Annotated in this window: 28 protein-coding genes; 27 read left to right on the forward strand and 1 reads right to left on the reverse strand. The window is 62.0% G+C overall.

Translation table 11 applies throughout. The features are described from left to right. The first annotated feature begins 6 nt into the window (after nt 1–6). Nucleotides 7–693, forward strand: coding sequence for a hypothetical protein (locus QOS90_RS18820; RefSeq protein ID WP_085273442.1), 687 nt, complete (start codon nt 7–9; stop codon nt 691–693). A gap of 110 nt (nt 694–803) precedes the next feature. On the opposite strand, the gene QOS90_RS18825 is transcribed toward QOS90_RS18820, so the two are convergent. Then, entirely contained in the window at nt 804–1,145 is a 342-nt protein-coding gene (locus QOS90_RS18825) for a hypothetical protein (protein WP_085273441.1), read from the reverse strand. 81 nt (nt 1,146–1,226) lie between these two features. Here QOS90_RS18825 and QOS90_RS18830 point away from each other — a divergent pair, with 81 nt between their 5' ends. From QOS90_RS18830 to QOS90_RS18955, 26 genes are all read left to right on the forward strand, one after another. Then, a complete protein-coding gene (locus QOS90_RS18830) occupies nt 1,227–1,601 on the forward strand; it encodes a putative holin (protein ID WP_085273440.1) in 375 nt (124 codons plus the stop codon). Further along, nucleotides 1,602–1,883 carry a phage holin family protein gene (locus tag QOS90_RS18835; protein ID WP_097151343.1) on the forward strand — a complete coding sequence of 94 codons (282 nt, stop codon included), beginning with the start codon at nt 1,602–1,604 and terminating at the stop codon, nt 1,881–1,883. Nucleotides 1,884–1,886: 3 nt separating this feature from the next. Next, the gene (locus tag QOS90_RS18840) at nt 1,887–2,213 is read left to right on the forward strand and encodes an HNH endonuclease (RefSeq protein ID WP_097151344.1); all 327 of its coding nucleotides are present in this window, start codon (nt 1,887–1,889) and stop codon (nt 2,211–2,213) included. A gap of 255 nt (nt 2,214–2,468) precedes the next feature. Next, entirely contained in the window at nt 2,469–2,816 is a 348-nt protein-coding gene (locus QOS90_RS18845) for a phage terminase small subunit P27 family (protein ID WP_256577426.1), read from the forward strand. Continuing rightward, nucleotides 2,776–4,584, forward strand: a complete 1,809-nt coding sequence (locus tag QOS90_RS18850) for a terminase large subunit (RefSeq protein WP_085273438.1) — start codon at nt 2,776–2,778, stop codon at nt 4,582–4,584. The genes QOS90_RS18845 and QOS90_RS18850 overlap by 41 nt, the downstream gene beginning before the upstream one ends. Then, on the forward strand, nt 4,581–4,769 hold the full coding sequence (locus tag QOS90_RS18855) for a hypothetical protein (protein ID WP_085273437.1): 189 nt from the start codon (nt 4,581–4,583) through the stop codon (nt 4,767–4,769). The genes QOS90_RS18850 and QOS90_RS18855 overlap by 4 nt, the downstream gene beginning before the upstream one ends. A 2-nt stretch (nt 4,770–4,771) precedes the next feature. After that, complete coding sequence (locus tag QOS90_RS18860) at nt 4,772–6,043, forward strand: phage portal protein (RefSeq protein WP_085273436.1); 1,272 nt, start codon at nt 4,772–4,774, stop codon at nt 6,041–6,043. Next, nucleotides 6,040–7,011 (forward strand): S49 family peptidase, encoded by a 972-nt coding sequence (locus QOS90_RS18865; RefSeq protein ID WP_085273435.1) that lies wholly within the window; start codon nt 6,040–6,042, stop codon nt 7,009–7,011. The genes QOS90_RS18860 and QOS90_RS18865 overlap by 4 nt, the downstream gene beginning before the upstream one ends. Nucleotides 7,012–7,072: 61 nt before the next feature. Further along, nucleotides 7,073–8,386, forward strand: coding sequence for a phage major capsid protein (locus QOS90_RS18870; protein ID WP_177408598.1), 1,314 nt, complete (start codon nt 7,073–7,075; stop codon nt 8,384–8,386). Nucleotides 8,387–8,438: 52 nt separating this feature from the next. Continuing rightward, nucleotides 8,439–8,687: a hypothetical protein gene (locus QOS90_RS18875; protein ID WP_189674502.1), complete on the forward strand. Its 249-nt coding sequence runs from the start codon at nt 8,439–8,441 to the stop codon at nt 8,685–8,687. A 2-nt stretch (nt 8,688–8,689) separates the two neighbouring features. After that, nucleotides 8,690–9,241 (forward strand): hypothetical protein, encoded by a 552-nt coding sequence (locus QOS90_RS18880; protein WP_085273433.1) that lies wholly within the window; start codon nt 8,690–8,692, stop codon nt 9,239–9,241. Nucleotides 9,242–9,243: 2 nt separating this feature from the next. After that, nucleotides 9,244–9,618, forward strand: a complete 375-nt coding sequence (locus QOS90_RS18885; RefSeq protein ID WP_085273432.1) for a head-tail adaptor protein — start codon at nt 9,244–9,246, stop codon at nt 9,616–9,618. After that, nucleotides 9,611–10,114 carry a hypothetical protein gene (locus QOS90_RS18890; protein ID WP_085273431.1) on the forward strand — a complete coding sequence of 168 codons (504 nt, stop codon included), beginning with the start codon at nt 9,611–9,613 and terminating at the stop codon, nt 10,112–10,114. Before QOS90_RS18885 ends, QOS90_RS18890 begins: the two co-directional genes overlap by 8 nt. A 30-nt stretch (nt 10,115–10,144) precedes the next feature. Next, nucleotides 10,145–10,738 carry a phage tail terminator protein gene (locus QOS90_RS18895; protein WP_085273430.1) on the forward strand — a complete coding sequence of 198 codons (594 nt, stop codon included), beginning with the start codon at nt 10,145–10,147 and terminating at the stop codon, nt 10,736–10,738. A 4-nt stretch (nt 10,739–10,742) separates the two neighbouring features. Next, nucleotides 10,743–10,934 carry a DUF2635 domain-containing protein gene (locus QOS90_RS18900; protein ID WP_085273429.1) on the forward strand — a complete coding sequence of 64 codons (192 nt, stop codon included), beginning with the start codon at nt 10,743–10,745 and terminating at the stop codon, nt 10,932–10,934. Beyond that, nucleotides 10,934–12,418, forward strand: coding sequence for a phage tail sheath subtilisin-like domain-containing protein (locus QOS90_RS18905; protein ID WP_085273428.1), 1,485 nt, complete (start codon nt 10,934–10,936; stop codon nt 12,416–12,418). The genes QOS90_RS18900 and QOS90_RS18905 overlap by 1 nt, the downstream gene beginning before the upstream one ends. Nucleotides 12,419–12,474: 56 nt before the next feature. Beyond that, nucleotides 12,475–12,822 (forward strand): phage tail tube protein, encoded by a 348-nt coding sequence (locus QOS90_RS18910; protein ID WP_085273427.1) that lies wholly within the window; start codon nt 12,475–12,477, stop codon nt 12,820–12,822. After that, complete coding sequence (locus QOS90_RS18915) at nt 12,819–13,115, forward strand: phage tail assembly protein (RefSeq protein ID WP_085273426.1); 297 nt, start codon at nt 12,819–12,821, stop codon at nt 13,113–13,115. Before QOS90_RS18910 ends, QOS90_RS18915 begins: the two co-directional genes overlap by 4 nt. Nucleotides 13,116–13,244: 129 nt before the next feature. Then, the gene (locus QOS90_RS18920) at nt 13,245–15,167 is read left to right on the forward strand and encodes a phage tail tape measure protein (RefSeq protein WP_085273425.1); all 1,923 of its coding nucleotides are present in this window, start codon (nt 13,245–13,247) and stop codon (nt 15,165–15,167) included. Then, complete coding sequence (locus QOS90_RS18925; RefSeq protein ID WP_085273424.1) at nt 15,164–16,423, forward strand: DNA circularization protein; 1,260 nt, start codon at nt 15,164–15,166, stop codon at nt 16,421–16,423. Before QOS90_RS18920 ends, QOS90_RS18925 begins: the two co-directional genes overlap by 4 nt. A gap of 3 nt (nt 16,424–16,426) precedes the next feature. Then, a complete protein-coding gene (locus QOS90_RS18930; RefSeq protein WP_085273423.1) occupies nt 16,427–17,536 on the forward strand; it encodes a phage baseplate assembly protein in 1,110 nt (369 codons plus the stop codon). Beyond that, nucleotides 17,533–18,045: a phage baseplate assembly protein V gene (locus QOS90_RS18935; RefSeq protein WP_085273422.1), complete on the forward strand. Its 513-nt coding sequence runs from the start codon at nt 17,533–17,535 to the stop codon at nt 18,043–18,045. Before QOS90_RS18930 ends, QOS90_RS18935 begins: the two co-directional genes overlap by 4 nt. Next, the gene (locus QOS90_RS18940; RefSeq protein WP_085273421.1) at nt 18,042–18,428 is read left to right on the forward strand and encodes a phage GP46 family protein; all 387 of its coding nucleotides are present in this window, start codon (nt 18,042–18,044) and stop codon (nt 18,426–18,428) included. Before QOS90_RS18935 ends, QOS90_RS18940 begins: the two co-directional genes overlap by 4 nt. Next, entirely contained in the window at nt 18,418–19,527 is a 1,110-nt protein-coding gene (locus QOS90_RS18945; RefSeq protein ID WP_085273420.1) for a baseplate J/gp47 family protein, read from the forward strand. Before QOS90_RS18940 ends, QOS90_RS18945 begins: the two co-directional genes overlap by 11 nt. Before the next feature lie 2 nt (nt 19,528–19,529). Then, nucleotides 19,530–22,427 (forward strand): hypothetical protein, encoded by a 2,898-nt coding sequence (locus QOS90_RS18950; protein WP_085273419.1) that lies wholly within the window; start codon nt 19,530–19,532, stop codon nt 22,425–22,427. 2 nt (nt 22,428–22,429) lie between these two features. Then, nucleotides 22,430–22,846 (forward strand): hypothetical protein, encoded by a 417-nt coding sequence (locus QOS90_RS18955; protein ID WP_085273418.1) that lies wholly within the window; start codon nt 22,430–22,432, stop codon nt 22,844–22,846. The last annotated feature ends 1 nt before the right edge of the window (nt 22,847 follow it).

Here is a 22,847-nt window from a genome sequence, read left to right on the forward strand (position 1 = left end):
AGGACCATGATTTACAGCAGCGTTTCGGGTGCAGTAGTTGCCGCTCTGGCGGCGGGCGAGAAGGGATCGGCGAAGGCCCAGGCCTGGCAGAAGCTGTACAAGTCGGCAGAGGAGGAGGGCGGCTGTCTGGCCTCATTGGGCCGCCGATCGGGCGGCATCGATCGTACGCAGATCGATTACTGGCTGTCTGCCCGCCTGCACCACATGCTCAAGGGTAGGCACTGGGATGCACTGGTCGCCAAGTACAGCACCAACAAAGCGAAGAAGGTTCAGGCGATCACGCTGATCCGGCCACTCATCGCGAGCCCTGCGCCGACACTGTTCATCTACAAGGCGGTGACCGCCTGGGCCATCCCAAAGCTCAAGGGGGCACGCCGCAAGGCGCCGCAATCTGTTTCGGTGGATATCCCGCTGGATGCTTCGCCTTGGCGCCGGGAGGTCGCAGTAAATGCTGCAGTCGCCGCTGGCCAGGCAGCGAAGAAAAGGATTGAGGCAGTCGAAGAGGATGTGATCATTCTGCCGAACAGCTTCTACGACATGAACACCTGGGATCTCGACGCCACACCGGAACCCACTCGCCGTCGATGGAGGCAGGGTATCAGCGAAAAGCTCGATGGCATGATCGATGACGCGCTGACTGAGGTAAGGGTGATTCTGGAGGCAGAAGGGCTGCTGATTAAAGAGGCTGCGTGATTATCTGTTGACATCAGTGAGCGATTGAGCGAAATTATTTCCATCCTGTCATTCCTGCGCGTGTTGAGGAGTGACCCAAAAGAACCCGGCCCATGAGCCGGGTTTTTTGTTTATTCGATTTTCAGGATCTTAGGTAGCTTGGTTTCCGGGAAAAGAATCCCGAGGGCCCTGAGGCCTACTTCCGTGATTATGAATTTTGAACCGTGCCCTGCGGCCCGCTCCCTGATGTAACCCTCCTCCGCAAGCCATTTGGCAGTCAGAATTACTTGGATCTGCAGATCCTTCCACTCTTGGGTGTTTGTCGAGGTCCCGGCTTGGGACCATGTGGCATTTTCATCACTCAAGCCCGCTGTGTAGGGGTCGAGCTTGATGGCCTCAGGGAAGCTGCCATAGAGCGCTTTCAGCATTCCCGCAGTTACAAAGTCAAAATCCTGAATACTTGTCGTGCTCACTTGGCACTGTCTCCATTGGTACAAGAGACGTCACGATAGCATAAGGCCATGTAGTCAGAGATCACTCTCAAGGAGCAACAAATGGCCGAACCAAGCACCGGCGCCCTCGCAGTGACCGGCGTACTTGCCAGTGTCGGCCTGGGTGCTGCATTCCCCCAACTGGATCTCGCCGCATTGGTCGGGGCATTCGGTGGGGCGTTCTTCTATGTGGTGTTCGCCAAGGACATCAGCACTTGGCGCCGTGTTGGCTACCTGCTGGCTGGTTGGATTGGAGGTTACTTCGGTGCCGCCGAGCTTATGGGGCGAGCCTGGACCCAGACCGCAGGCTTCAGCGCTTTTGTTTGTGGCGTCCTCTGCGTGGTCACGTTCTCCGGCTTGCTGGAGTGGATGCAGACCGGCCGGATGCCAACCTGGCTGCAGTGGGTCTTCCGCCTGCGAGCCAGGAAGGAGGGTTGAATGGTTGCCGTTATCCAGGCTGCGTTGTGCGCGGTCATCTTCGTGATGATCGGCCTGCGCTACCGGCCTTACCCAGACGCCCGCTACAAGCTGGGAGTGTCTCTGATGGCATGGGCTGCGTGTGCTGTTACCGGCATGCAGTTCATCAGCCTTGTCGGGCGGATGGTGATGCATGACGACTTAGCCGACGCCTCCTGGTTCAACACCGCGTTCTACCTACTGGCAGCTGTTCTGGTGTGCCGTGCTAAGGGCAATGTGGCCAAGATTGCCAGGGTGGATTGACGAATGGTTGCTCATACCAGCGGCACCACCGCGAAGCCCAGTCCATATGGGTATCGCTGGCAGCAGGCCCGAGAGGGCTGGCTGCGCAAGAATCCGTTGTGTGTTCGCTGCAAGCAGTCAGGTCTGAGCAAGCCAGCCAACGTGGTTGACCACATCCAGCCACACCGCGGTGACATGACCCTTTTCTGGGACAGGACGAACTGGCAGTCGCTTTGCACTAACTGCCACAGCTCCTATAAGCAGCGACTGGAGAAGTCAGGGCGCGAGACAGGCTGCGATGTCAGCGGCAGGCCGCTGGACCCCAGGCATCACTGGAATCGGCCCTCTTGAGGGCTTCCGGGCGGCGCGGGGCCCCATCCCAGAGGGTAGGGGGGTGAAAATGTTTTTTCGGAAACCTTTCCTGACCGTTCGCCCCCCTCCGTGCGCAAAACCGCGAAATGAAATGATTTTTTTTGAGAGCAGAAAATGGCCGGGAGACGACCCACACCGACGGAGCTGAAGCTTGTCAGAGGGAATCCCGGTAAGCGCCCGATCAACAAGAACGAGCCTCAGCCAGCTAAGCGCATTCCCAGTGCCCCCGATCACTTGAGCTCTGATGGCCAGGTGGCGTGGGGGCGGCTCACCGTGCTGCTTGACCGCATGGGTGTGCTTACCGAGGCCGATGGCTTTGCGCTTGAGCGCCTCTGCGACTGCTACTCCGAGATCCTTGCCCTGCGTGATGTGATTGATGCGCAGGGGCGGACTTACGAAACCACCAGTACCCAGGGCGAACTGGTGCTCAAGGCGAACCCGGCAGTGGCCATGTTGGCCGACGTAGACCGTCGCTTCAAAAGCTACCTGGTCGAATTCGGCCTGACACCGGCTGCGCGATCCAAGGTGCAAGTAAAAGACGATGAGCCAAAAGAAGACCAGTTCGCGGAGTTCTTCGGTTGACGACCCTGCGACGCAGTACGCCAAGGAGGTGCATTCCGGTGAGCGTGTCGCGGGGCCAGACATTCGAAATGCGTGCGCGCGCCATCTGAGGGATCTGGAGGAGGGGCCGAAGCGCGGGCTGACCTGGGATTTGGCTGCGGCCAACAAAGCTATTCGCTTCTATCGCACAGTCCTCAAGTTGAACGGTGGGGAGTTTGAAGGGTTGCCGTTCGAGCTGTTGCCCTGGCAGAAATTCATTGTGGGCAGCATCTTCGGATGGAAGTCCAGTGACGGGTATCGCCGCTTCCGGGTCGTTTACGTAGAAAGCGGTAAGGGTTCAGGAAAATCGCCATTGGCCGCCGGGGTTGGGCTGACCGGACTGATCGCGGACAACGAAGCACGCGCCGAGATCTACGCTGCCGCGACCAAAAAAGATCAGGCCATGATCCTGTTCCGGGATGCTGTGGCGATGGTGCAGCAATCTCCGGAGTTGACCAAGCGCCTGGTTTGCAGCGGCACCGGCCAGAACATTTGGAATCTGGCCTACCTCAAGTCAGGATCGTTTTTCAGACCGATCAGCTCGGATGATGGTCAGTCTGGTCCGCGGCCACACATGGCGCTCATCGACGAAGTGCACGAGCACAAGACCAACATGGTCGTGGAGATGATGCGCGCCGGCACCAAGAGCCGTAAGCAGGCGCTCATTTTCATGATCACCAACAGCGGCTCGAACAAGCGCGGCCCTTGCTGGGAGTACCACGAGTACGGCTCCCGGGTTGCATCTGGGGCACTCACTGATGACGGATTCTTCGCCTATATCTGTTCTCTGGACGAGGGCGATGATCCGATTCAGGACGAAAGCTGCTGGTTCAAGTCGAACCCTTCGCTTCAGGATGCTGATCTTCCGGGCATGAAGTACTTGCGCGAACAGGTGACCGAAGCCCGGGGGATGCCGAGCAAGGAAGCCATGGTACGGCGCCTCAACTTCTGCGAATGGACCGGCGCTGAGTCGCCATGGATCTCCTGGGATGTCTGGAGCCAGGCTGAAGAGCGCGTACCGATGTCGCTGTTGCGCAATCGCCCCAGCGTTGGCGGACTGGACCTATCCAGCACGACGGACCTGACATCATTTGTCCTGCTGTTCTATCCGACCTACGAGGATCCGCACTGGCGGCTGTTGCCGTATTTTTGGATTCCCGACCACGAACTCGACAAGCGCGAAGCCCGCGACAAAGTGCCTTATGCGGCGTGGATTAAGTCGCGTGATCTAGAAACGACGCCAGGGCGTGCCATCAGCAAGCTGCATGTGTTGCGTCGGCTGCAGACCATCTGTGACTTCTTCCAAGTGGACAAGATCGCGTTTGACCGCTGGCGGATCGAGGACATGCGGCAGCTGATGAGCGAGTACGCCATCACATTGCCCGAACTCGTGGAGTTCGGGCAGGGCTTCAAGGATATGGGGCCAGCGGTGGACGAGTTTGAGCGGCGTCTGCTCGGCATGATCGAGCCGCAACCAGAGGAAGAGGGTGGCGCGGCAGAGTTCTTCGATGATGCGCTGCCGGCCGAGGCGGTGGAGTCTCTGCGGCACGATGGCAATCCAGTAATGACCTGGTGTGCCGGTAACGCCGTGATTGTTTCCGATCCGGCAAACAACCGAAAAGCCGACAAGGCAAAAGCAACGGGCCGAATTGACGGAATCATTGCCGCGATCATGGCAACAGGTATTAGCGGGGCAGTGTCTTCCGGTAGCAGCGGCAGTTCCATTTACGACGAAGGAGTTGGGGTTTGAACACCATTGCAATTGCTGCGTGGGTCGCGGGACTGCTTGGCTTCGGCCTGCTGGTCGCCGGCATCGCCCTGATCCATGTGCCCGCTGCGCTCATTTCTGCTGGACTGGGCCTGATCGGCTGGGCCTGGCTGGCCGACAGAGCTGCAGCTCGACTACCCCTCAAACCCAGCTCAGATGGAGGCTGATAATGTTCTTCAGCAATCTTCTCGGTGGCAATGCAGGGCTGGTTTCGGATGGCGGCGGGGGCTTTTGGCGGGGCTTGATCGGTTCTGGTCGTTCGGCAGCAGGGGTGACGGTTACGCCGGATACGGCGCTGGCCATCACCGTCTTGCAAACTTGCGTCACCTTGCTGGCGGAGAGCGTGGGTCAGTTGCCGCTTGAGTTGTATCGCCGACTGGGTGATGGCAAGCGTGAGTCGGCAACTGCCCATCCGCTCTATGATGTTCTGCGTTATCAGCCAAACCCTTGGCAGACTCCTTATGAGTACCGAGAATCCGGCCAGCTCGCCCTGGGGCTGCGGGGGAACTGCTACAGCTTCATCGAGCGCAACGACGACGGCTCGGTGAAGGCCCTATATCCGCTGCGGAACGACAAGGTGGTGGTGCTCAAGGGGGGCGACTTACGTCCAGTCTACCGTGTTGGTGGGCACGATCCGTTGCCAATGCGGCTGATTCATCATGTGCGCTGGCACACGAAGAATCACTACACCGGCCTATCTCCCGTTGAGTTGCATGCCGATGCAGTCGGCCTGGCGCAGGCGGTGAGGCAGTACGCGGGGAAGTCATTTGCCAACGGCACTGCGGTGAGTGGTGTCATCGAGCGCCCGAAAGAGGCCCCGCCGATCAAGGAGCAGGCCAGTATTGACCGCATCCTCGATCAGTGGGGCAACAAGTTCTCAGGTATCGACAACGCGAAAAAGGTCGCGATGTTACAGGAAGGCATGACCTTCAAGGCGGTGTCGATGAACAACGTCGACGCCGAGCTGCTGGGCATCCTCAAGGCCACCGGGCTCGACATCGCTCGGATCTACAAGATTCCGCCGCACATGATTAACGAGCTGGAGAAGGCCAGTTACAACAGCCTTGAACAGCTGCTGATCCAGTACGTGATATTCGCCTTGATGCCCTGGGTGAAGCGCCACGAGCAGGCCATGATGCGCGACTTCCTGCTGCCGTCGGAACGGCGGGATTACTTCATCGAGTTCAACCTGTCTGGTCTGCTGCGTGGTGACCAGAAAAGCCGCTACGACGCCTATGCAATTGGCAGGCAGTGGGGGTGGCTGTCGATCAACGACATCCGGCGCCTGGAAAACATGCCGCCCGTTGCCAACGGCGACAGCTATCTGCAGCCGCTCAACATGACCGACGTGGCCAACGGCCTGCCCGATATGAATAACCCAAACGTCCGCGCCCAGCTGGAACAGCAGCGTGACGACATCCTGAGGATGCTTGCCGCATGAAACGACATTTGCGCGCTGCCAGCTTGCTGTTCAATCAGCCGCTACTGACGACACCCGACATGCTGGACCTGGCAGTGCGCTGGGCCAATCAGACGATGAGCCTGAACATCGTCAACCTGAACATGGGCGGGGCTGCAGCCAACCCATCGATGTTCTATGACGAAGATGACTACCAGGCCGAGCAGGACCGCCGTGAAGAGCAACGGCGGGCCGCCATTGCCCAGACCGGTATCGAAGTGATCCCCGTTCATGGCGTGCTTGTTAGCCGCGGTAGCCACTTGAACGCCTGCGAGACCATGACCAGCTACGAAGGTCTGCGAGCAGCCCTGAATAAGGCGATTGCTGACCCCATGGTCGAGCACATTGTGCTCGACATTGACAGCCCAGGCGGCAGCGCGGTCGGCGCCTTCGAACTGGCGGCCGACATTCGCGCGGCAACCAAGATCAAGCCCATCACCGGCCTGGTCAACTTCATGGCGTACTCCGGGGGCTACCTGATTGCGTCTGCTTGCACCGAGGTCGTGGTCAGCCTGACCTCCGGCGTGGGCTCTATCGGAGTAGTGGCCAGCCACATGGACCGCTCGAAGATGATCGAAGGCATGGGGGTAAAGGTCACGACAGTCTTTGCCGGCGCACACAAGAATGACCTAAGTCCGAACGAGCCCATTACCGAGCAATCTCTGCAGGTGCTGAACGAAGTCGTGCAGGAGAGCTATCAGCTGTTCACGACGCACGTGGCCGATTACCGAGGCCGCGACGTTGCCGAGATCATCGCCACCGAGGCCGCTTGCTATCGAGGCTCGGCAGCCATCGCCATTGGTCTGGCTGACCGGCTCGAATCGCCGCAGCTTGCGGTAGATAACCTCTCGCGTGCGGTCGCTCTCAGTCGCGCGCAGCGCCAAGGCGCACAGCCACAACAGCGCATCAGCGTGAGGGCTACGGCCTTCGCCATTCAGTCTCAACTCTGACCGCGTTCGCGGCAGTGCCCACGACCGCCTAACGGCGGTTTTTTTATGCCCAGGAGGCAGTATGTCCCTCGTAACTCAACTGCGTAGCGAACGCGCCACCATCAATGGTCAGATCCAGGCTCTGGCCCAGCTGGAGGCCGCCGGTACCGCACTCAGCGCAGAACAGCTCTCCCAGTTCGAGCAGCTCAGCACCCAGTTCAATCAGCTGACGGAGAAGCTTGCGCGCGCCGAGGCGGCCGAGCGTATGGCGACCGCGAGTGCGGTCCCCGTGAACGAAGGCGCTCAAGGGCTGAACGGCCCGCCCGGCAGTATCAGCGGTCCATTTGCAGCGAAACCGGTGCCGGGTGCCAACATGGCGCAGATGGTCCGCGTGCTGGCCGCTTCCCGCGGCGATCAACAGGCAGCCGCGAAGTTGGCCGCCGACTCGGGCTACAACCCTGAAATCGCCATGGCGCTTAGCACCGTGACGCCAGGCGCCGGCGGGGTGCTGGTGCCGCAGAGTTTCTCCAGCGAAGTCATCGAGCTGCTCCGGCCAAAGTCGGTGGTTCGCAAGCTCGGGGCGGTTTCGCTGCCACTAGAAAATGGCAACCTCACTGTTCCGCGCATCAAGGGCGGTGCGGTGGTGGGGTACATCGGTACTGAGGAGGATATGCCTGCCACCGATATGCAGTTCGATGACCTCAAGTTGTCGTCGAAGAAGCTGGCGGCTCTGGTTCCGATCAGCAATGACCTGCTGGGGTACTCGGGTACCAACCCGAACGTGGATCGCCTGGTAGTGAATGATCTCACCGCCTCGGTAGCCCTGGCAGAAGACCTGTCCTTCCTGCGCGGTGCTGGTACCGGCAACCTGCCCAAGGGCCTGCGTTTTTGGGCGCCGGCCTTCAACGTGTTCGCAGCGCCGGCAGCTGTAACCCTGGAAGCAGTTGAGTTGGCGCTGTCCGCCCTGATTCTGCGCTTGGAGAACGCCAACTCCAACATGACCTCACCGGGGTTTGTCATGGCGCCCCGGACCAAGCGCTGGCTGGCTGCGCTGCGTGATGGCAACGGGAACAAGGCTTACCCGGAGCTGGATCAGAACATGCTGAAGGGCTTCCCGGTCGGCTCGACTACTCAGATCCCCATCAACCTGGGGGCCGAGGGCGATGCTTCGGAGATCCACTTCGCGGACTTTGCCGACTGCTTCATCGGTGAAGACGATGCCATGGTCATCGATTTCAGCAAGGAAGCAACCTACAAAGACGGCAGCGGCAACGTGATCAGTGCATTTCAACGCGATCAGACCCTCGTCCGCGTAATCGCCAAGCACGACTTCGGGCCGCGCCACGTTGAATCGGTAGCAGTGATGACCGGTGTCAAATGGGGTAGCACCCTGTAACGCAGTACGCCCGGTCCGCCGGGCACTCCTTTCCAAATTCCAGGAGCACCTCATGACCAAAGTAATTGTTACTTTTGACAAAAACTGGCGCGGCTATGCCGCTGGCGAAACCGCTGGCTTCGAATCGAATGTAGCCGAAGGGCTCATTGAGGCGGGCTATGCCAGCGAAGCGGGCAAGCAGGCGAAGAAAGCCAAACCTAACACTGGCTCCGCAGCCGCGCCAGGCAAAGATAATGGTGGCGACGCTACCGGCGCTGCGGGTAAGTCTGATGACTCAGCGGACTCTGACGGCAAGCCTTAATCATGGCACGCCGCATCGCTTACACGGGGGCGCCCGTGCTGACATTGGAGCAGGTGGCCTTTCAGTGCCGCGCTGAGCCAGAAGATCTGCAGCCCGAGCTGATCAATCAGATCATCATCCCAGGCGTTACAGCACAGGGGGAGTCGAGGACGGGCGCGGCAATACGAGAGGCGCTCTACGAAGAAGAATGGCCGGCGTACTATCCGTCAGGTCACTTTCTGGATGTCGGCCAGGCGGTCGCTGTCGAATCCGTCTTGCTCCTCGGCGCTATCGGCGCACCGGTGGAGTTCACAGGTGCAGTTGAGCTCATTCACGGTGGCAAGGAAAGCTACCTGGCATTTCCCGGCGGCCGACCTGAGGGCCGTCTGCGCATCCGCTACCGTGCAGGCGTTGACCTGGAGGCGCATCCTGGGGTTGTGAGCTGGCTGCTGATGGCTGCCGAAACGGCATTCGCCCAACGCGGGCTGTTGATTGTTGGCCAAACGCTGACCGAGGTTCCTTCGGGGTTTGTCGACCACTTACTGGCGGATATCACTGTTCCGCCGAGGTTCTGAACATGGCTAGCTCGATAGGCACACGCGAGCCGGAATCCGGCGAGCTGGACCGGCGCATCACTATTCGGCTGCGCGAAGATCTGCCTGTTGAGGACGCAGATCTGGATGCGGTCTTCACTCAGCCTCGCCACCGCTGGGCCAAGATCCGCGCCGTCGGCACAGCGGTGTACACCGACAGTGTCCAAACGGACGACAAGATCACACATCGGATGTGGGTTCGACTGCTGGGCGGCGTCACGACCTCGCATGAGGTGGTGGCGGGCGGCGTGATTTATCGCGTCAAACGCTGCGCCCCCTGGGGGGCAGGGAAGCGCTTCACCCTGATCGAAGTTGAAGAGCTGGGTCAGCAGCAAGACGAAGGAGGGCTCTATGGCTAACTCGGCTTCCGTCGACGGTTACTTGCACATCGAGGGTTTCGACCAGTTCGGGCGTGAGATCTTTGACAAGAAACAGATCAGGAAAGGGATGCGCAAGGCTGGCCGACTGGTCAGCCGCCGTGCCCAGCTGAACCTGGCCTTGGCCCGTGGACAAGACAACTACCCGGTCAGCCGAACCGGCAGGACCGTCGAGTCGATCACGTTCAAGGTCTCCCGGGCTGGTTTCCTGGTGAAGATTGCGCCGCGAAAGACCTCGTCCATGAAGGACTACTACCCGACCTATCTGCATTACGGCGTGAAGCAAGGGTCTCGCGTACGTGGGCTCGCATCCGGCAAGCGTCGCGGTAAGGGCGAACGTGCTGCAGCTCTCGCAGAGCGGGCCGCAAGCGGATGGCGCATCGCGCCACGGGCGAACTACATGGAAGACGCCCTGCAGGACGAAAATGACCAGGTCCAGTCGATCCTCAAAGCAGCCTTCGCCGCCGCGTTGCGCTGACCAGCAGGCCCTCCGGGCCGGTAAGCTAGTATGAAAATCTCCCCCGTGATCGCGCACTTGCGCGAGTACTGCCCGAGCCTGGCTGACAGGATTTCGGGCGGCATTGACCTCGACGCCGTTAGCTCGTCCACGCTGCTGAAGAACCCATCGGCCTATGTGATAGCCGCTGATGACAAAGCCGGCGAGAACAAGGCGCAGAACGCGGTCACTCAGGATATCGAGGATCGCTTTGAGGTGGTGTTCGCCATTGACACCAAGGACGAGCGCGGCCAGCAGGCCGCCGACTTGCTGCACGACTTTCGCAAAGAGCTGTGGCGGGCCTTGGTCGGCTGGCGACCTGGTGACGAGTACGACCCCATCGTCTACGACGGCGGCGGATTGGTGCTGATCAACCGTGCACGGGTGGTCTACCGCTTCAGCTTCTCGGCTGGTTTCCAGCTGGGCCGCAACCGCGGCAGTGAGCCCGCTGAAACCTGGCATGAGTTCGAGCTTGATGGCCTCCCGCCGCTGAAGGGCATCGACTTCAGCTTGGACAGCCTGGACCCGAAAGACCCCAACCACACCTCGCCTGGGCCAGATGGTCGGGTCGACGTGCGCTTTTCCACCGAACTACCACAAGGGTAACCCCATGACTCTAATCACCGTGTATCCGGTAGACGGGCGCGTCACGCCCGACCCGGCCATGGGCGATACGGTGCCGGCCGAAGGGCGCACCGTGGAACTCGATATCTACTGGCAGCGCCGCCTGAACGATGGCGACGTGACCAACGAAAAACCCGCCAAGGCGAAGGCCAAGGCCACCAACGGGAGCGCTGAATAATGGTCGTCAGTTTCAACAGCATTCCCAGTGACCTTAAGGTGCCGCTGTTCTATGCCGAGGTCGACAACAGCCAGGCCAACACGGCCACCAGTGCCATGCCGCGCCTGATTGTTGGGCAGGTCAACGATGACGCCGTGGCCGCTGAAATCGGCAAGCTGACGCTGGTCCCCAGCCTGAGCCTGGCCAAGAGCATCGGCGGCGTCGGCTCGATGCTGGCCGATATGTATGACACCTGGCGTGCCATCGACCCGGCCGGGGAGGTGTGGTGTCTGCCGGTGAAGGCCACTGGCACCAAGGCCACCGGCAAGTTGACCGTCACGGGCACCGCGACTGCCGGTGGGCAGATCAACCTGTACGTGGCCGGTAAGCTTGTGCGGGCCACCATCGCCAACGGCGCCACGGCTGCAGCTGCCGCCACGGCCATCGCTGCAGCAGTCAACGCGGCCGGCTTGTCGGTGTCGGCGGTGGCGGCGACTGGCGAAGTCACCCTGAGCTGCCGCTGGGCGGGCCTGAGCGGCAACGACATTCAGCTGCAGATGAACCGACAGGGGCGCGCCAATGGCGAAATCACCCCGGCCGGGCTGACCGTTACCGTCACGGCGGTGGCCGGCGGTGTGGGTACGCCTGACCTGGCGGCCGCCATCGCGCTGCTGGGTGATGAGCCGTTCGAGTTCCTGTGCGGGCCGTGGGCCGATGCCACCTCACTGGATGCCTGGAAGTCGCTGATGAACGACAGCAGCGGCCGTTGGAGCTGGTCGCGGCAGCTGTATGGCCACGTTTACACAGGCCTGCGCGGCACGCTGGGCGAGCTGGTGGCCTTGGGCGACACCCGCAACGATGCGCACGTCACCGTGTACGGCTTTGAAAAGTCATGCCCGGACCCGGTATGGCGGCAGGTCGCCGCGTACGCGGCGCGGCAGGCGGTGTTTATCTCGGCAGACCCGGCGCGGCCGACACAGACCGGCGAGCTAAACGGCATCACCCCGGCGCCGGCCGGTGAGCGCTTCATGCTGACTGAGCGTCAATCGCTGCTGAGCCATGGCATTGCCACGGCCTTCGCGCAAAGCGGTGCCCAGCGCATCGAGCGCGCCGTGACCACCTACCAGAAAAACGAGTACGGGCAGACCGACAACTCGTATCTGGACAGCGAAACGCTGCACCAGTCGGCCTACATCATCCGTTTCCTCAAGGGGCGGATTACCAGCAAGTACGGCCGGCACAAGCTGGCCAACGACGGTACGCGCTTCGGCGCCGGCCAGGCCATCGTCACCCCGGCGGTGATCCGCGCCGAACTGATCGCCGGCTACTTCATCCTTGAGCAGATGGGCATCGTGGAAAACGCCGACGCCTTCGCCAAGTACCTGGTGGTTGAGCGTTCCACGACCGATCCGACTCGCGTGAACGTGCTGTATCCGCCGGACCTGGTGAATCAGCTGCGGGTGTTTGCGCTGCAGTACCAGTTCCGCCTGCAGTATCAGGTGTAAGTCAAACCGATCCACCAAAGCCCGCCATTGTGCGGGCTTTTTTGTAGGAGACGCCCATGGGCAAGAAAGTCGCGGGCACCGTTTACATCAAGGTAGACGGCACCCAGTTCACCGTGACGGGTGGGGTCGAGGCCCCGCTGAGTGACAAAAAGCGCGAAACCGTCGCGCCGGGCTTCTTCAAGGAAGAAGACCTGCCGGGCTACGTTGTGGCCACTGTGGTCGCTGACGCTGACCTGCCAATCGCGCAGCTGATGGCGGCCACCGACGCCACCGTCACCGCCGAGCTTGGCAATGGCTGGGTCTACGTACTGTCCGGCGCGTACATCGTGGAAGAGCCGGCCGCCAAGGGCGATGACGGCACCATTGATTTCCGTTGGGAAGGCACCAAGGGGGTGTGGCAATGAAAGAAGTGATCAAGCTGTCCGCGCCTATTACGGCGCACGGTGTGGAAGTGACCCAGTTGGAGCTGCGCCGGCCCACCGTTGTAGAGGTGCGTCAGCTCAAAGCGTTGCCCTACAAGATTGACGGCGACGACTCGGTCTCCTTGGACATGGACGTGGCGGCCAAGTACATCGCTGTGTGCGGCCATATCCCGCCGTCGTCGGTCAACCAGCTGGATATTTCCGACCTGAACACCGCCGCCTGGGTGGTGGCTCGTTTTTTCTTGACGCCGGCGTCAGCGACGTTGACGGCCTGATTGCGGTTGCCTACGACCTCGCATGGGTCTGGAAATCAGACCCTGAGCAGGTGATGGGCCGGACGTTGGACGTGGTTCTGGAGGCCGTCATGCACAGCCAGCGCATAGCGGAAACGCTGAGGGGGGAGGATGGCTGACAAGTTCCAGCTCAAGGCGCTTATTACAGGCGTCGACAAGCTGTCACCGACCCTGGCGGGCGTGCGCAAAAACATTTCCGCGTTCCGCAAGAACCTGGAAAGCACCGGCCTCGGCAAGATCGGTTGGAGCGATATTGTTACCGGTGGGGCCATGGCGGCCCCGTTCATTGCCGGTGCGCGCGCGGCCATCGACTTTGAGTCGCAGATGGCCGATGTGCGCAAGGTGGTCGACTTCGATACGCCTGACCAGTTCAAGAAGATGGGCGACGACATCGGCCGGATGTCCGAGCGCTTACCCATGGCCGCGACAGATATTGCCAAGATCGTCGCGGCCGGCGGTCAATCGGGAATTGCCCGTGATGAGCTGCTGGGCTTTGCTGAAGCGGCGGTCAAGATGGGCATTGCCTTTGATCAGACCGCCGATGAAAGTGGCGACATGATGGCCAAGTGGCGGACCAGTTTCAAACTGACGCAAGGGGATGTTGAAACCTTGGCCGACAAGATCAACTACTTGGGTAACACCGGCCCGGCCAACACCAAACAGATTTCCGACATCGTCACCCGCATCGGTCCACTGGGCGAGATTGCCGGTCTGGCGTCAGGGCAGATTGCCGCGCTGGGCGCGACTATGGCTGGGGTGGGCGTTGAGCAGGACGTGGCCGCTACCGGTATCAAGAACTTCATGCTGGCCATGACCAAGGGATCGGCGGCCACCAAGGCCCAGGCCAACGCTTTCAAGGCGCTGCGGCTGGACTCGAAGATGGTATCCAAAGCCATGCAGGACGATGCCCAAGGCGCGGTGCTGGATATCCTCGATCGGATCAAAACCATCGACAAGGACAAGCAGGCGGGAATTCTATCCGAATTGTTCGGTACCGAGTCCATCACCGCGATTGCGCCGCTGCTGACCAACTTGGATCTGCTCAAGGGCAACTTGGCCAAGGTCGGGGACGCCTCTAAATACGCGGGCTCCATGGAGGGCGAATATTCCTCGCGGGCGGCTACCACGGCCAACAACATGCAACTGTTGCGTGGCAGTGTGATGAGTGTCGCCCGGGAGGTCGGCAATGCTTTGCTGCCGGGTATCAATGCGGTGGTTGACCAGCTACGCCCCTGGATATCGCAGGTAGCGGATTTGGTGCGCAATAACCCGCAACTGGTGCGCGGCATCGTCATTGCCGGGGCAGCGTTCACCGCACTGAGGGCAGCGGTGTTTACTGCAATGGTGGCCACTCGCTTGTTAGGCGTGGCCTTTGCGGCAACGCCAATCGGCCTCATCGCCGTGGGCATCGCGGCAGCGGCCGGTCTGATCGTCGCCAACTGGGAGAAGGTCGGGCCGTTCTTCACTGCGCTGTGGGATTTGATCCGGGCGGCGGCGGTGCCAGTGATGGACATGATGAAGACCTTTTTTGAATGGACGCCATTAGGTCAGATCATCAAGTACTGGGGGCCAATCAGTGCCTGGTTCAAGAAGCTGTGGGAGGGCATCAAGCCTTACATTGAGCCGCTGCTGAAGTTCATGGGCATGGAGGATGGCGGGCCAGGCATCACCGCCAAGGTGACGCAAATGGCCGAAGCGCAGAGGCGCCGTAATGCGGGTGAGGGTGGTGGCACGGGTGATTTCCTGGTGGCTAATGCCGGCGTGAAGGTCAAGGCCGCCCAGGAGCAACGCGCCCAGCAATTCGGCATCACCCCCGGTGCGCTGCTGAAAGCGCCGGGTCAACTGCCCGATCCGGGCTCGCTGCTGCGGCAGTCTTCGGCGGCAGCCGGCAAGACCCAGTTGAACGGTGAGTTGCGTGTGCTGTTTGAGGGCGCACCGCCGGGCACGCGGCTGGAGGGGGCAAAGAGCAGTCAACCTGGCGTGACCGTAACGCCGCAGAACGTCGGCCGCCGAACCATGGGAGGTTCGCAATGAGTGAATGGCGTGATTTGCGCCGCGAGGCCTCGTTTCGCGGCGTGCCTTTTCTGGTCGACAGCGACAGTGTGCCGGTCGGCCGGCGCACCCAGTTGCATGAGTACCCGAAGCGCGATCAGCCTATGGTCGAGGACATGGGCCGGCAAACGCGGGAATACAGGTTTGAAGGCTTCGTGGCTGGCAGCGACTTCATCGCCCAGCGTGACCGCCTGCTGGACGCGCTGGACAAGCCCGGGCCGGGTGAGCTGATACACCCCTGGTTTGGGCGGCTGACCGTCACGGCCGGCAAGTGTGAAATCTCCCATGCGCGCAATGAGCTGGGCATGGTGCGGTTCAACTTGTCGTTCATCGACGGCATGTTGACCTTCCCGGTGCAGACGGTGAATACCCGCCGTCAGCTGATTGCCCATGTGCCGAGCTTGCTGGAGAGGATCAAGGCGCGCTTTGACGCGGTAATGGCCAAGGTCAATTGGGCGCGGCAGCAGGTCAACAAGGTGCGCCGGGCCATTTCCAGCGCCTATGCCTTCGCTATCAACTTCCTCAAGCCGCTGACGTCCCTGGTGGCCGATGTGGGGGCGTTCGTGCAGTCGGTCATCAATGCCCCCGACGCCTTGGCAGCCAGCCTGCTGAGCGATCTGGCGAGCGTTGAACGCTGGTTCAGTGGGTACGGGTCCAGTGGTTCGCTGCATGCGTCCAAGAGCAAGGCGCAGGCCATCGTGGCGCTGTCTGCCGAGCGGACCGCGACCGATGATCCTGACATAGCTCTGATCCAGTCCGCAGTCATTGGCCTGGTGCAGGACGCGGCCGTGGTCGACCTGCTGTTGGACATGGCCGAAGTGCCGGTGGCCAGCGTCCAGACCGTCGCGCAGCCGGCGGCGTTGAGCGTTCAGCTTGAGCAGCAAGGGGCGACAGTCGACGCCGCCGGCGCGATGGTCGCAGGGGTTCCGATAGCAGATGACATTATCGCGGCCAGGGACGCCATCAGTGAGGCGATGTGGGTTGTAGCGGGGGAAAGTACCCCGGAGCACTTCGGCGCGTTCAGTGACGCTCGTTTGGCCTTGGATCGGCATTTGACCCAAGTGGCCCGCAGCGGGGTGTGGCTGCGCCCGTATCAGCCGCGGCTAATGGTGTCGTCGCTGGTCCTGGCCCACCGCCTGTACGGCGATGCCCTGCGCAGCGCCGAAATCGTCTCGCGCAATGCGATTCGCCACCCGGGCTTTGTGCCTGCCGTAGAACTGCAAGTCGCCAAGAGTTAAGCCATGGAACCAGATAACACCGTCACCCTGAGCGTTGGCGGGCACGACTACGCCGGTTGGAAAGACGTCAGCATCAGTGCCGGGCTGGAGCGCCAAGCGCGTGACTTCACCGTGTCGGTCACCTGGAAGTGGCCCGGCGGTAACGATGAGCCGGTGCGCATCCGCCAGGGTGAAGAGGTCGAGGTACGCATTGGCCAAGACCTGCTGCTGACCGGCTATGTGTTCAGCACGCCGATTAGCTATGACGCCGCCACCATCACCTTGAGCATTGCCGGGCGCTCGAAAACCGCCGACCTGGTGGACTGCGCGGCGATCAACTCGCCGGGCCAGTGGCGCGGGCAGAGCGTGCAGAAAATCGTCGAAGCCTTGGCCGGTGAATACGGCATCAAGGTTATCAACGAGGCCACGGTCACGCTGGGCCTGGATGATCACACCATCGAGCCCGGCGAAACCGCGTTCGAGAGTATCGACCGCTTGCTGACGCTCTCCCGGCTGTTCAGCACGGACGATGGCCGGGGCCGGCTGGTAATTGCCTCCCCGGGCACCGCCGGCCGTGCGGTCGACGCGTTGGAGCTGGGCAAGAACATTCTCACTGGTGACACCGCCCTGGACTTCTCCAACGTGTTTTCCGAGTACATCAGTCGCGGCCAGCGCAGCGGTACCGACGACTCGTTCGGGGTTGCGGCCTCTGAGGTCGAGGCGCGGTTAGACGATGACCGGGTGACCCGCCGGCGAGTGAAGGTGATCAGCCAGTCGGGGCAGCTGACCGACAAGATGGCTCGCGACCGCGTGCAGTGGGAGCGGGCCAACGCCCTGAGCAAGGCTATGACGCTCAACTACACCGTGCAGGGTTGGCGGCAGAGCACCGGCGAGCTGTGGCGGCACAACATGATTGTGCGGGTGATCGACCCGCTGATTGGTCTGGAGCGCGACATGCTCATCAGCGAAATCAGTTACGAGCTGGGCGAGTCGGGAACCCTGACGAAAATGACCGTGGCCCCGCCTGATGGCTTCCTGCCTGAGCCGAACGATGCCTACGAGAGCCGCAAGCTCAAGAAGGGCAAGAAAACCGACAACTTTGAATACCTCATTCCAGCGGACTACAAGCCATGAGAAACCCCTTGGCGAGCGTGCTGGCTCGCGGCGTGGTCGTGCTGGCCAACTCGGCGCGCAAGCTGCAGGCCCTGCAGCTGCGCATCACGGCCGGCGAGGTGAAAGACGACGTCGAGCACTTGGAACCCTACGGCCTCACTTCCTGCCCCTTGCCTGGAGCCGAAGCCCTGGTGGGCTTCATCAGTGATCGCAGTCACGGCGTGGTGATCATGGTGTCAGACCGGCGCTTTCGCCTGCAGGGCCTGCAACCCGGCGAAGTGGCGTTGTACACCGACCAAGGTGACAGCCTGGTGTTCAGGCGCGGCCGCGTGATCGAGGTCGACACCATGACGCTCAAGGTTAAGGCCGGCGAGTCGATCGATTTTGACACGCCGGTCATCCGTACTACCGGCCGCATCGAGTCGGCCGGGGATCAGGTGGCCGGCGGCATCAGCCAGATTGAGCACGTCCATGACAACGTTCTCAACGGCCAGGGCCGCACCAACAAGCCGGTAGGGGGTGCGCCATGACGCGCGAAGACCTGCTGCGCCGCTCGGTGACCATCAGCCTATTCACCTGGCGTCGGGCCGCTGCAGACGACCCCGTGGATGACGCTGACCTGCAGGGCTGGTGGGGCGACTGCGCGCCGACGGTGGTGGGCGATCAGATCGGCTCCCGGCTGTGGCTGTTGCGCCGCCGCACCATTACCCCGGACACCCTCAAGGACGCCCGCGACTACGCCGAAGAAGCGCTGCGCTGGATGACCGACGATGGAATCGTGACGGCCGTTACGGTCACGGTCGAGCGGCAAGGCATCGAGCGGGTCAACCTGCAGGTGGTGCTGACCGAGGCCAACGGCGAAACCTTGAAGCTGGCTTTTGAGGACACTTGGAGCTTGATCAATGCCGTATGAAATCCCCACCTTGCCTGCGCTGATCGCCCGCACCGAAGCCGATTTTGAGCGTAACGCCCCGGATGCCCTGCGCCGGTCTGATGCCAAGGTGGCAGCCCGTGCGCTGAGTGGTACGGCCTTTGAGCTGTATGGGTACCTGCGCTGGATTGCCCTGCAGTCGAGCCCGGCCACCTGTGGCGATGAGATGCTGCGGCGCTGGGCGCAGTGGCGTCTGGAAGGCGGCCCCAACGATGCCACGGCCGCCAAAGGCAGCGCGGTGGTCACCGGCTCCAACGGCGCGCTGGTGGACGTCGGGGTGGTGTACCAGTCCAGCGATGGGCGCCGGTATGCGGTGACTGAAACCGCCGTGATTGTCGGCGGGTCCGCCACCCTCAAGCTGGCAGCAGAGGCTGTTGGGGCCTCGGGCAACATCGAGGCCGGTAGCCTTACGGCCACCCGGCCGGTGCTGGGGGTCAACTCGACGGCCGTTATCAGCAACGGCGGCATTGTCGGCGGTACCGATCAGGAAGAAACCGAGCCGCTGCGCGCGCGGGTCCAGGCGGCCTTCAAGAACCCCAGCAAGGTCGGCAACGGTGACGACTTTGTGGAATGGGCCTTGGAGATTCCAGGTGTTACCCGGGCCTGGGCGCTGCCCCGCTGGATGGGGCCGGGCACCTTTGGCCTGGCCTTCGTGCGTGACGGCGATCCCGACTTCATCCCCACGCAAGCCCAGGTGGACGAAATGCAGGCGCATCTAGAGAAGAAGCGCCCTGTCACGGCCGAGGTGTACGCACTGGCGCCGGCCCGTCGCCCGATCAACTTCAACATGCGTCTGGTGCCGGACAGCACCGCCCTGCGCGAATCGGTCAGCGCTGCGCTGGCTGACCTGATTCTGGAAGAGGGCGGCCCCGGGCAGGTGCTGCGGATTTCCCACATCCGCGCGGCCATCAGCAACACCCCCGCCGAAGAAGACTACGTGATGAGCCAGCCGGCCAGCGATGTGATGTTGGCGGCCAATGAAGTCGGGGTGCTGGGGACGATGAGTTGGCTTAACACCCTTCTGCTGGAAGACGGCAAACAACTTGCGACCGAAGACGGCTTCGCTCTGCTCACGGAGTAACCATGGAAAACTACAAGCCGATCTCCGCATTGGACCCTGCCAATGAAAGTTCGGAGGATGACCTGTATCCGACGGTACAGGGCGCAGGCACCAAGAAGCAGACCTTGCGAGGGATGCGCCAAGCGATCATTTCGGCCTGGAGCACACCTATCCGGTCGCTGCTCGGTGCTCAATCTGAAAGCCAGATCAAGGGCTCGCTGGGCCTTTCCAAGATCGACAACACCTCGGATGCGGAAAAACCGGTCAGCACCCCGCAGCGGCAAGCCCTGGATTCCAAGGCCAGCGCAGAGGACATGACCAAGGCCCAACAGGCGGTGGATGTGCTGGGCCGCACCCGCGACGCGGTGTTTCGCAAATCGGTGTTCTTGGCGTTGCCGCAGCTGTTCCCCGACTACGTGTCGGCGTTTCAGTCGGTCGGCAGCCCCAGCCAGGGCTATATCTACCCTCAAGGCCACTGCTACGACGAACAAGGCCGGATCTACATCAAGTATGCCAACGGCAGCCGAGCGGTCATTGCCTGGTACGAGGCCAACGGCGCGTACGGTGGTTGGTTCCTGATCGCCCCAGGCGGTGAAAGCCTGGTGATCATTGCCGAAAACGGCGTTCGCCGGCTGTACAACAAGGCCGGCACGGATGGGCTGCATGCCTACGACATCAGCGTGCTGCCCACCAACGGCGCCACCGTGGCGGGGGTCAGCACCGGCCTGACCGGGGTTGGCCTGCAGTACGCCTATGACCGTGGCCGCTGGATCATCGAGCAGCTGCAGGTCGACATGGGCACGGAAGGTTCCCGCACCCGCTGGCTGGTGTACGACAAGAACTTTGTTCGGTGCAGTGAATTCTACGTTGCCAAGAACATTGTCGGCTGGCAGCTGCCGACCAACGCCCATTACAACTACGTGCCGAAATCTCAGGGCGTGGTGCTGCAGGGCGGCCGGGTGATATTCGGCCTGGGTGGCTCCTACATCCCTGAAACAGACGGGCCGGTCTCCATGCCGGTGGCTGCCGTGGGGGTGGCCGCCTGTGGGCTGGATGGCTCACTGCTGGAGTACGGCACGGTACGCGCTGATCAGCTGGTCAACCGACTGGCGGCCGAGGGGCATTACTGTGTGCGCATGGAGTCGGAAGGCCTGAGCCTGCGGCCGGACGGCACTATCAGCCACCTCTTGCTGACGGCGCGCCCGAGCAGCCCCGGCGCGGACACTGGCGGCATTTTGCTGGTCACCGAGTACGACCCGCAGGGTGCCAGCTATGCCGACATTAGCGAACCCTACACGCCGTTCAGCATGGACCGGGCACTGACGGGCATCTTCCCGCGCGGCCCTGACGGGCGGATGTACGACCCGTTCACCGGGGCGGTGTTTTCCACCCTGCAGCAAATCCTGCGTTACATGGCCGACCTGCAGATGCCACGGTTCACCTGGTACTCGTCGGCGGTCAGCATCGCGCCGATGGGGGTGATTGAGTTTCCAACGTCAAGCCGGGTCGAGGTGTTCAACCAGAACAACGAAGCCTTTCTAGTGGTGGTGTGGACGTCCGCCAAAGAATTCGCGCCGTACTGGGTGAACCTTAAGGTCAACTCCACCGAGCTGCTGGGCACCCGCAGCGCGTACCTGCGCAATGGCTTTGTGGCGAATGGCGATGTGTTCGGCCGTATCCTGACGCCGCACCGCGACAGCAGCCAGGCCGATATCCTGGTGCTGCAGCAGACCAGCACACAGGACGCCAACCTGGTGATCGTCGGCGGTGGTAGCACGGCGTTCACCGCCGCGACCCGCATCTGGTTCTACGCCGCGCTCAATGCCACGTCCAAAGTGGGCTTGAAGGTGGCCGAGATTTTCACCAACGGGCTCAACCCGGGCGAAGACAACGGCTTTGACCTGGGCGCCTTGCTCAAGCGCTGGCGAGAGGCGTTCATCACCAAGCTGACGCTGTTCGGCCCCATGCGTTTGGGCCAGTACACGGTGGCCACACTGCCGGACCCCAGCCTGACCCCGAACTACATCCTTGATGCGGATGACGGGTATACCGGGATTCGCTCCTATCGTTCTACCGGCACGGCGTGGGAGCTGATCAACGCCCCCGACGCGCAGTTGCGCGACCGGGCCACGCACACCGGGTCGCAAGCGATCAGCACGGTAATTGGCCTGCAGGGGGCTTTAGACGGCAAGCTGGCCAGCACCCAGCGCGGCGCGGCTAATGGCGTCGCCGCGCTGGATGCCACGGGCAAGGTGCCGGTAGCGCAGATGCCGCTGGATAACCTCATGCTTGGGGGCAGCCTGGGTGTCGGCGCCGCGCCCGTGGACCGATTCCTGGTCAACGTGCGTGGCACGCCCACTGCGCTGCCCGCTGCGGGTAGCCAGTACGGCGTGTTCTCGGCGGGCACCTACGGCCTGGCGGCGTTTAGCAGCGCCTTTGGCGGGGTAGTAAACCTGCCGGCGCAGGCGTCCCCTACGGTCGTCGCGCTGACGGCCAACTACACGTCGATCACGCCGGGGCTGGGGGCCAACGTGACCGTAACGGAGCATGACGGCTTCCGCGTCGACTCGGTTACCAGCACGACCATCACCATGGCCTGCTCGCTACGGCTCAACCAAGGGCTGCAGAGCGGTTACGAGCGCTGGAACGTGTACGCCGCCGGCAACGCGCCGAACTACCTGAACGGTGATCTGCGGATCGGCACCATCACACAAAGCGGCTCGGACAAGCTGACCGTTTCGGGGCCTGTGCGCCTGAGCGGTGCTTTGCGCATCGGCCAGTACACCGTCGCAACGATGCCTGACCCCGCGCTGTATCCCGGCTATCTGATCGAAGTCACAGATGCCCCCGGCGGCACCAAGACCTGCAAGTCGCACACGACGGCTTGGAAAATCCTCAACACCGACACAGTAGTGAGCTAACTATGCCTGAATTCAGCGAACAAACTTCCCTGTACGAAATCGTCGTGCGCGTCCAAGAGGACGGCAGCTATGGCGCCCATTACATGACCATTACCCGCTTCCGCCGCGACGGTGAAGTCTTCGGCGCCAAGGAAGGGCTGCCAACGCCTTTGGTTGCCGGCAATGCTGAGGCGTTCGCGCTGCTGGGCCAATACGTCGAATCGGCCGCCCTTGATACGTTGGCGGTCAATCAGGTGCTGCAGGCCCGCGTGATCGAGCTGGAGCAACAACAACAGGCCACCAGCGCCGAGCTGCAGCAAGCGCTGGAAGCCAACCAGGCACTGCAGGCCCGCGTGGCTGAGTTGGAACAGGCGCCGGCGCCGGTCGAAACGCCGCAACCGGAGACTGACCCAGCGGAAGTGCCAGACGGCACGGTGTGAC

The organism is Pseudomonas sp. LAIL14HWK12:I10 (genome assembly GCF_900184205.1).
Lineage (GTDB): Bacteria > Pseudomonadota > Gammaproteobacteria > Pseudomonadales > Pseudomonadaceae > Aquipseudomonas > Aquipseudomonas kermanshahensis.